The sequence below is a fragment of the Sandarakinorhabdus oryzae genome (assembly GCF_009733735.1).
In the GTDB taxonomy this organism is placed as follows: domain Bacteria; phylum Pseudomonadota; class Alphaproteobacteria; order Sphingomonadales; family Sphingomonadaceae; genus Sandarakinorhabdus; species Sandarakinorhabdus oryzae.
In genome coordinates, this window is the sequence record NZ_WNJP01000151.1 from 1 (window position 1) to 6,506 (window position 6,506).

At 65.0% G+C, this 6,506-nt stretch carries 5 protein-coding genes; 3 read left to right on the forward strand and 2 right to left on the reverse strand.

Going from position 1 to position 6,506, the window contains the following annotated elements; translation table 11 throughout:
* The first annotated feature begins 1 nt into the window (after position 1).
* A complete protein-coding gene (locus GJ693_RS12665; RefSeq protein ID WP_156256655.1) occupies positions 2-1,573 on the forward strand; it encodes a tetratricopeptide repeat-containing sulfotransferase family protein in 1,572 nt (523 codons plus the stop codon).
* Between the two features lie 60 nt (positions 1,574-1,633).
* Here GJ693_RS12665 and GJ693_RS12670 read toward each other — a convergent pair whose 3' ends face one another.
* Positions 1,634-4,066: a TonB-dependent receptor gene (locus GJ693_RS12670; RefSeq protein WP_156256656.1), complete on the reverse strand. Its 2,433-nt coding sequence runs from the start codon at positions 4,064-4,066 to the stop codon at positions 1,634-1,636.
* Positions 4,067-4,368: 302 nt separating this feature from the next.
* Here GJ693_RS12670 and GJ693_RS12675 point away from each other — a divergent pair, with 302 nt between their 5' ends.
* Both GJ693_RS12675 and GJ693_RS12680 read left to right on the forward strand, forming a co-directional pair.
* Entirely contained in the window at positions 4,369-5,349 is a 981-nt protein-coding gene (locus GJ693_RS12675; RefSeq protein ID WP_156256657.1) for a sterol desaturase family protein, read from the forward strand.
* Positions 5,350-5,384: 35 nt separating this feature from the next.
* Positions 5,385-6,083, forward strand: a complete 699-nt coding sequence (locus GJ693_RS12680) for a hypothetical protein (protein WP_235902873.1) — start codon at positions 5,385-5,387, stop codon at positions 6,081-6,083.
* Positions 6,084-6,092: 9 nt separating this feature from the next.
* On the opposite strand, the gene GJ693_RS16990 is transcribed toward GJ693_RS12680, so the two are convergent.
* Positions 6,093-6,506 (reverse strand): transketolase-like TK C-terminal-containing protein (locus GJ693_RS16990; RefSeq protein ID WP_408014578.1); only part of this gene is annotated, 414 nt, incomplete at its 5' end.

A 6,506-nucleotide genomic window follows, 5' to 3' on the forward strand; every position in this document is an offset into this window, starting at 1 on the left:
CATGAACCACCCCTCCCCCGCTGCCGCGCGTGACGCCCTGGCGCGCGGCGATCTGGCCAGCGTCCATCGCCTGGCGTCGCAGCTCGCTCGCCTGCCGCAGCCGGCGCTGGCCGCGGAAGGCCGCTTTCTGATCGGCATGGCCGAAGCTGGCCAGGGCCGGGTCAGCGCCGGGCTGGCACAGGTGGAAGCCGCAATCGCGCTCCACGCCACCGCCGAATATCAGGCCCAGCGCGCGCGGCTGCTGATGATGCTGCGCCGTGATGGCGAGGCGCGCGATGCGGCCCTGGCGGCATCCGCGCTGGGGCCGGACGACGCGCTCACCTTCGACACGATCGGCAATGTCCACGCCCGGCTGGGCGATCACCAGACGGCGCTGGCCAGTTTCGAGGCGGCGGTGGCGCGCGATGGGCGCAACATCGAGTTTCGCTACAATCTCGCCATGGCGCTGGGCTTCCTGGGCCGGGTGGCCGATGCAGCGGCCCAGCACGAGGCGATACTGGCGATGGCGCCCGCCAACGGCCGGGTGCATTATGCGCTGTCGGGCCTGGCCAAGGCGACGGCGGACAACAACAATGTCGTGCGGCTGGAGGCGGTGCTGGCGCGGCAGCCGGGGCCGGACGATGCGCTGCGCATCCGTTATGCGCTGGCCAAGGAATATGAGGAACTGGGCGACGCCGCGCGGGCCTTTGCCCATCTCGATGCCGCCAACCGGGCGCACAAGGCGCGGATCGGCTATGATTTCGCGTCCGATGCGGCGATCTTTGATGCGATCGAGGCGGCGTTTCGCCAGCCCGGCTATTTCAGCGGCGCCAGCACGGTGGAAGACGCGCCGATCTTCGTCATCGGCATGCCGCGCACCGGCACGACACTGGTAGACCGCATCCTCTCCTCCCATCCTGATGTCCACAGTGCCGGCGAATTGCAGGCGATGCCGCTGGCGGTGAAATTGCTGAGTGGCACGCGCTCGCGGCTGGTCACCGATCCCGAAACCATTGCGGCGGCCGGCGACCTGTCACCCGCGGCGGTCGGCGCCGATTACATGGCGCGCGCCAACCAGCATCGCCGCCGCGCCGATGGCCGCTTTATCGACAAGCTGCCGGCCAATTTCCTCTATGTCGGCCACATCGCCCGGGCGCTGCCCAATGCCCGCATCGTCTGCCTGCGCCGGCATCCGATGGACACGGTGTGGAGCAACTACAAGAATCTCTTTGCCACCACCTCAACCTATTATGCTTACAGCCACGATCTCCTTGATACCGCGCGCTATTATGTGCGCTTCGATCGGCTGATGCGCTTCTGGGAGGAACAATTGCCCGGCCGCGTGCTGCAACTGCAGTATGAGGAACTGGTCGCCGACCAGGAGACGCAGAGCCGCCGGCTGTTCGCGCATTGCGGGTTGAACTGGACCGATGCAGCGCTGGAATTCCACACCAACGCCGCCGCCGTGGCGACCCCCAGCGCCGCCCAGGTGCGCCGGCCGATGTACCGGGACAGTGTCGCCCGCTGGCGCGCCCATGAAGCGGCGCTGGCGCCCGTCGCCGCGCTGCTTGCCGAAGCCGGGATCGCGATCTGAAACGCAAAGCGGCGGCGGGCCTTTCGGGCCGCGCCGCCGCCTATGCGGGTAGGGTTCAGATCAGAAGTGGACGCGGGCTTCGATGCCCACAGTGCGCGGCGTCAGCACCGAATAGCTGTAATAGCGCCGGCTGATGCCATAATCCTGATTCTGCACGCCAATCTTGGCAAAGTCATTGCCGACCGAGTTGATGGCATAGACGTTGAAGATGTTGTTGGCATAAACGCCAATCTCGTAACGACCCTTGGTCAGGTTGATCGAGGCGCGGTTGAGCCAATAGGACGGGATGACCTCGCCGAAGCCGCGGTTGCCGACCTTGGTGAACTGGTTGCCGTGATAGATCAGGCCCCAGTTGATCGCCAGGCTGGTGTCGTCACCAATCTGCTTCTTCCAGTTGGCGATCAGGCTGCCGCTGTGCTTCTGCGATCCGGGCAGCCGGTCGCCGGCAAAGGCGTCAAAGCTGCTGCCGTCGGCGCCGGAGCGGACGATCAGGCCCGGCGCATCCTGGGTCAGATGGGCATCGACATAGGCATAGCTGCCCGACAGGGTGAGGTTGTTGGTCAGGCGCAGGCTGCCGTTGAATTCAAAGCCCTTCGACACGGCGGCGCCGGCGTTGGTGGTGATGCCCACCGCGCCGTTCACCGTCTGGCTGCCGACCTGCAGGCCGCTCCACACGATATGATAGACATCGGCGTTGATGGTCAGGCGGCCGTCAAAGAAGGTGCCGCGGATGCCGATTTCCTTGTTGTAGGTCTTGTCCGGCCCATAAAAGAGCTCGTTGGGCAAGGCGCAGACATTCTGGCCGGGACCCAGCGGCAGGATGCAGGGCGCCACCGTGTTGGGGCCGCCGATGCGATAGCCGGTGGAGAAGGTGCCATAGATCAGCAGGCCCTCGCGGAACTTGTAGGAGGCGTTGGCCTTGTACACGAAGCCGTCACTGCTGGCCTTGCCGCTGCCGATGCGCGACGGCGCGAACTGGATCAGCGGATAGGGCGTGCGCACCAGGCCACCACCGAACAGCGGCAGATCGGTGCCACCGCGCGCCGTGGCGTCATATTTGTAATAGCGCAAGCCGCCGGTGACCTGGAAGGCATCGGTGAACTTCACCGTGGCTTCGCCGAAGACCGCCTTCTCCTTGTTCGAGTTGTCGAAGAAGCTGATATATTCCAGGTCATCGATGCGCGGGCTGTCGATGAAGGCGGCAAAGCCCGGCGTATATTCCTGGCGATCACCGAAATTCTTCTGGTGATTGTAGAAGCCGCCCAGCGTCCAGCTGATCGGGCCGCCATGGGTGGAAACCAGCCGCAGTTCCTGGGTGAATTGTTCGTTGCGGTTGGAGCCGTTGGCATAGGACGAGAAGGCCGGGAAGGCTTCGTAGCTGTAGCTGAGATCAAGCAGCAGATCGGTGTTTTCCGACCGGTTGTTGCGGCGCAGCAGCGTGTAGGCGGTGGACGACACCAGCTGGGCGATCTCACCCAGATTGGCCTGGATTTCGGCCGAATAGAGATAGGTGCGGCGGTCCGCCGGCTCCAGATAGCGCACCGGCAGTTCATATTTGCCGGTGTTGAACTGGAAGGCGCCGTTGGACTGGCGGCCGTTGGTCTTGGTCTGCTGGAAGGCAGCGGTGAAATAGGCCTTCAGATCGGGGTTCACTTCGACCAGCAGGGTGTTGCGCGTCGTCCAGGTGCGTTCGAAGTTCACATCCTTCGCGCGGAAGAAGTTGGCATCATATTGCGCCTGGGTGATGCTGGTGTCGAAGGCGCCGCCCGGCTGCGGCAGCGACACGCCCGGCTGCTTGAGCAGGAACGGGTTATCGATGAAGCCTGGCTCGTAATAATAGCCAACGGTCGAACGCAGGGCGAGGTGATCCTTGATGATCGGGATGTTGACCGTGGCATCGCCCTGGAACCCGAGCTGGCTGCCTTCGTCCACCGCCGAAGCGCGGACATGGGCATCAACGCTGAACTTGGTGGTGTCGGGACGGTTCGGCAGGTAGCGGATGGCACCGGCCAGCGTGCCGGCGCCATAGAGCGTGCCCTGCGGCCCAAGCAGCACTTCGACGCGCTGCAGGTCAAGCAGCTTGAAATCGGCGTAGAGCGGCACTTCGCCGAGGTAGATGGCGACGGCATTGTCGTTGTTGGAACCGAAATCGCTGACGTCATCGGCGGACAGGCCGCGCAGCACGATGGTGCCACTGGCGCGCGGGCCGGTGTTGTTGATGGTGACGCCTGGCGTGAGATCGCCCAGCGAGCGGATGTCGTTGATGCGCTGGCTGGCGAGCGTATCGGCGCCGACGACGGCAATGTTGATCGGCACATCGGCCAGCGCCGAGGACCGGCGGGTGGCGGTGACCAGGATCTCGTTGGCACCATCAGCGGCATCGGCAGCGCCGGCATCAGCCTCGGCCGCCAGGGCCGGTGCCGCGATCAAGGCCACGCCCGTCAACACGCTGGCCGACAGCAGCCCTGCCCGAATAAGCTTGTCCAGTTTCATGCTCGTCCCCATGCGAAAGCCTTGCCTTTGCATGGCGACCCCACCCCCGGCGCGATCATGACGGATTTGTTTCCCCGCCTTGGCCTCCGTCCTATGGGTGGCCCGATGCGGCAGACATGGGCCGTTTGACGTAACCCCTCGAAGAATGGGCACATGTGGCCAAAATGCCGCGCCAGTGGCTCGCCGATGGCAGGCCGTGTCAAGGCTGGCCCTGTGTGCTATTGTCATACGTCTGTTGTCGTATGGTCGCTGCCGTGGGGGCAGGCAGAGTGCGCCATGACGTGGACAGGACCGGGGGATTCATGGCTGGGGTTCGGGTAGGCAACAGGATCATCGGCAGCGAGGCCCCGGTCACCGTGGGCTGGGAAAATGTCCCGCGCGTCGAGGGCAGCCCGTTGAAGGTGCTGTTCTTCACCTGGTTCCAGCCGGTCGTGCTGTTTGCACTGATCATCTTCTGGTATTACGCGCCCAATAGCATCGCCAAGGCCTCGGTCGCCATCGGCATCGGCCTCGGCTTTCGCGCCATCCTGTTTGCCATGGAGTGGTATTTCCCGCGCCACCAGGGCTGGAACATCACCTGGAAAGAACTGGCGGTCGATCTCTTCTATGTCGGGCTGGGCTATACTTTCCTCGACACGATCGAGGGCTTCATCGGCAGCGACGCGCTGATCGGGCTGGCCAAGGAGAAGCTCGACATCGAGAGTGTTGACTGGTTCATGGGCCTGCCGCTGCTGGTGCAGGCCTTCGCCATTACCTTCATCTTCGATTTCGGCCAGTACTGGATGCACCGCGGCATGCACAACTGGTACCCGCTATGGCTCACCCACAAGGTCCACCACTACATCACCCAGTTCAACATCTTCAAAGGCGCGGTGGGCAACCCCGTGGAGTTGTTCCTGATCGGCCTGGGCCTGGGCGGTTTCTTCGATTTCCTGCCGCGCGCCTTCCTGCTGGCCGGCGCGATCAGCATGGGCATCGGCATCTACATGCACCTGAATGTCCGCTTCAACACGCCGGCCTGGTGGCGCTACCTGTTCAACACCACCGAACATCACAGCGTGCATCACAGCCAGGATTATGAAGCGACGCGCAGCAATTTTGCCGGGCTCTATGTGTTCATCGATCGAATCTTCGGCACCTGTGTCGATGGCGAGGCGGAAATCCTGGGCCAGGAGGGCGGCCGCCGCCTCTCCATCCGCGAGCAGATGCTGCAGCCGTTCACCGAAGGCTGGCAGACGCTGCGCAGCCGCTATGGCCGGGCGGCCGGCGTGGCAGCCGAGTGACACCGGGCAGCCCGCCGACCCCGGCAGCAGCACAGATGGCCTCCACCGTCCCGACCGGGCCGGAGGCGGCAATCGCGGCCAGCCCTTCGCCGCTGCGCCATTTCGACTGGATCTGGCGCGTGCGCGGCGAGGTTGACCTGCCCGAGGACCAGTCGGCGGATGTGGCGCTCGACCGGCTGACGCCGCTGTTCCACGCCACCGGCACCAGCCATGAGCGCGGGCCGGCGACACTCTATTTCACCAAGAAGGACCCGGCCGCGCAGGACCGGATGGCGATCTACAACGCCGGCCTGCTGCAGGTGGACGAAGTGCCGGGCCGGCGCGTGCTGCGCTATGAACTGACCAGCCACGCCCTGCTCGCCTGTTTCCTGGCGCCGCTGCTGTTCATCGCCTTCGGCCAGTTGGCCATCACCGCCGAGACCTATCAGCGGGCGCAGGCCGAAGCCGCGGAAAAGGCGGAGAAGGCCAAGAAGAAGGACGCCAAGGCCGACAAGAAGAAGGACGAGGCCAAGGAGTTCCCGCGCAACCCGATCGACGTGGCGCTCGGCGCGCCGCCGCCCAAGTCCAAGAAGGAAATCAAGGCGGAGAAGGAAAAGAAGAAGAAGGAGCCGCCCTCGGCCACGCCGGCCTGGGTATTCGCGGGTATCTTCGCCCTGCTCTACCTGATTGGCCGTTTCCTCGAGGCCCGGCTGGTCAACCGGCTGTTTGCCCGTACGCTGCGCGCGCCATCATGACGACAGAGGTCATGCAGATAGTGCTCGGGCCATCGCGGTGATGATGGCATCCGGATCGAGCGCATAGGCGGCGAACAGATCGACGAGATCGCCAGTCTGGCCGAAGCGGTCCACCCCCAGCGGCACGACGCGATGGCCATGGACACTGCCCAGCCACGACAGGCTGGCCGGCGCGGCATCGCACAAGGTGACGAGCTTGCCGCCGGCCCGCAGCGGCGACAGCAGCGCCTCGACATGGCTGTGGCCGGCGCGCCAACCCCGATGCAGCAGATCGGGGCTGGTGACGGAAAGCAGGCCGAGGCCAGGCACATCCTCGCGCAGCGCCTCCCACGCCGCCAGCGCCTCCGGCAGCAGCGCGCCCATGGCGACGATGGCGGCTTCGGCACCGGGCGCGGGTTCGCGCAGCCAGTAGCCGCCGGCGAT

What these genes read in the sequence shown, in the direction of transcription:
- GJ693_RS12665 (WP_156256655.1), top strand. Translation starts at nt 2, where the DNA reads ATGAACCACCCCTCCCCCGCTGCCGCGCGTGACGCCCTGGCGCGCGGC.
- GJ693_RS12670 (WP_156256656.1), bottom strand. Translation starts at nt 4,066, where the DNA reads ATGAAACTGGACAAGCTTATTCGGGCAGGGCTGCTGTCGGCCAGCGTG.
- GJ693_RS12675 (WP_156256657.1), top strand. Translation starts at nt 4,369, where the DNA reads ATGGCTGGGGTTCGGGTAGGCAACAGGATCATCGGCAGCGAGGCCCCG.
- GJ693_RS12680 (WP_235902873.1), top strand. Translation starts at nt 5,385, where the DNA reads ATGGCCTCCACCGTCCCGACCGGGCCGGAGGCGGCAATCGCGGCCAGC.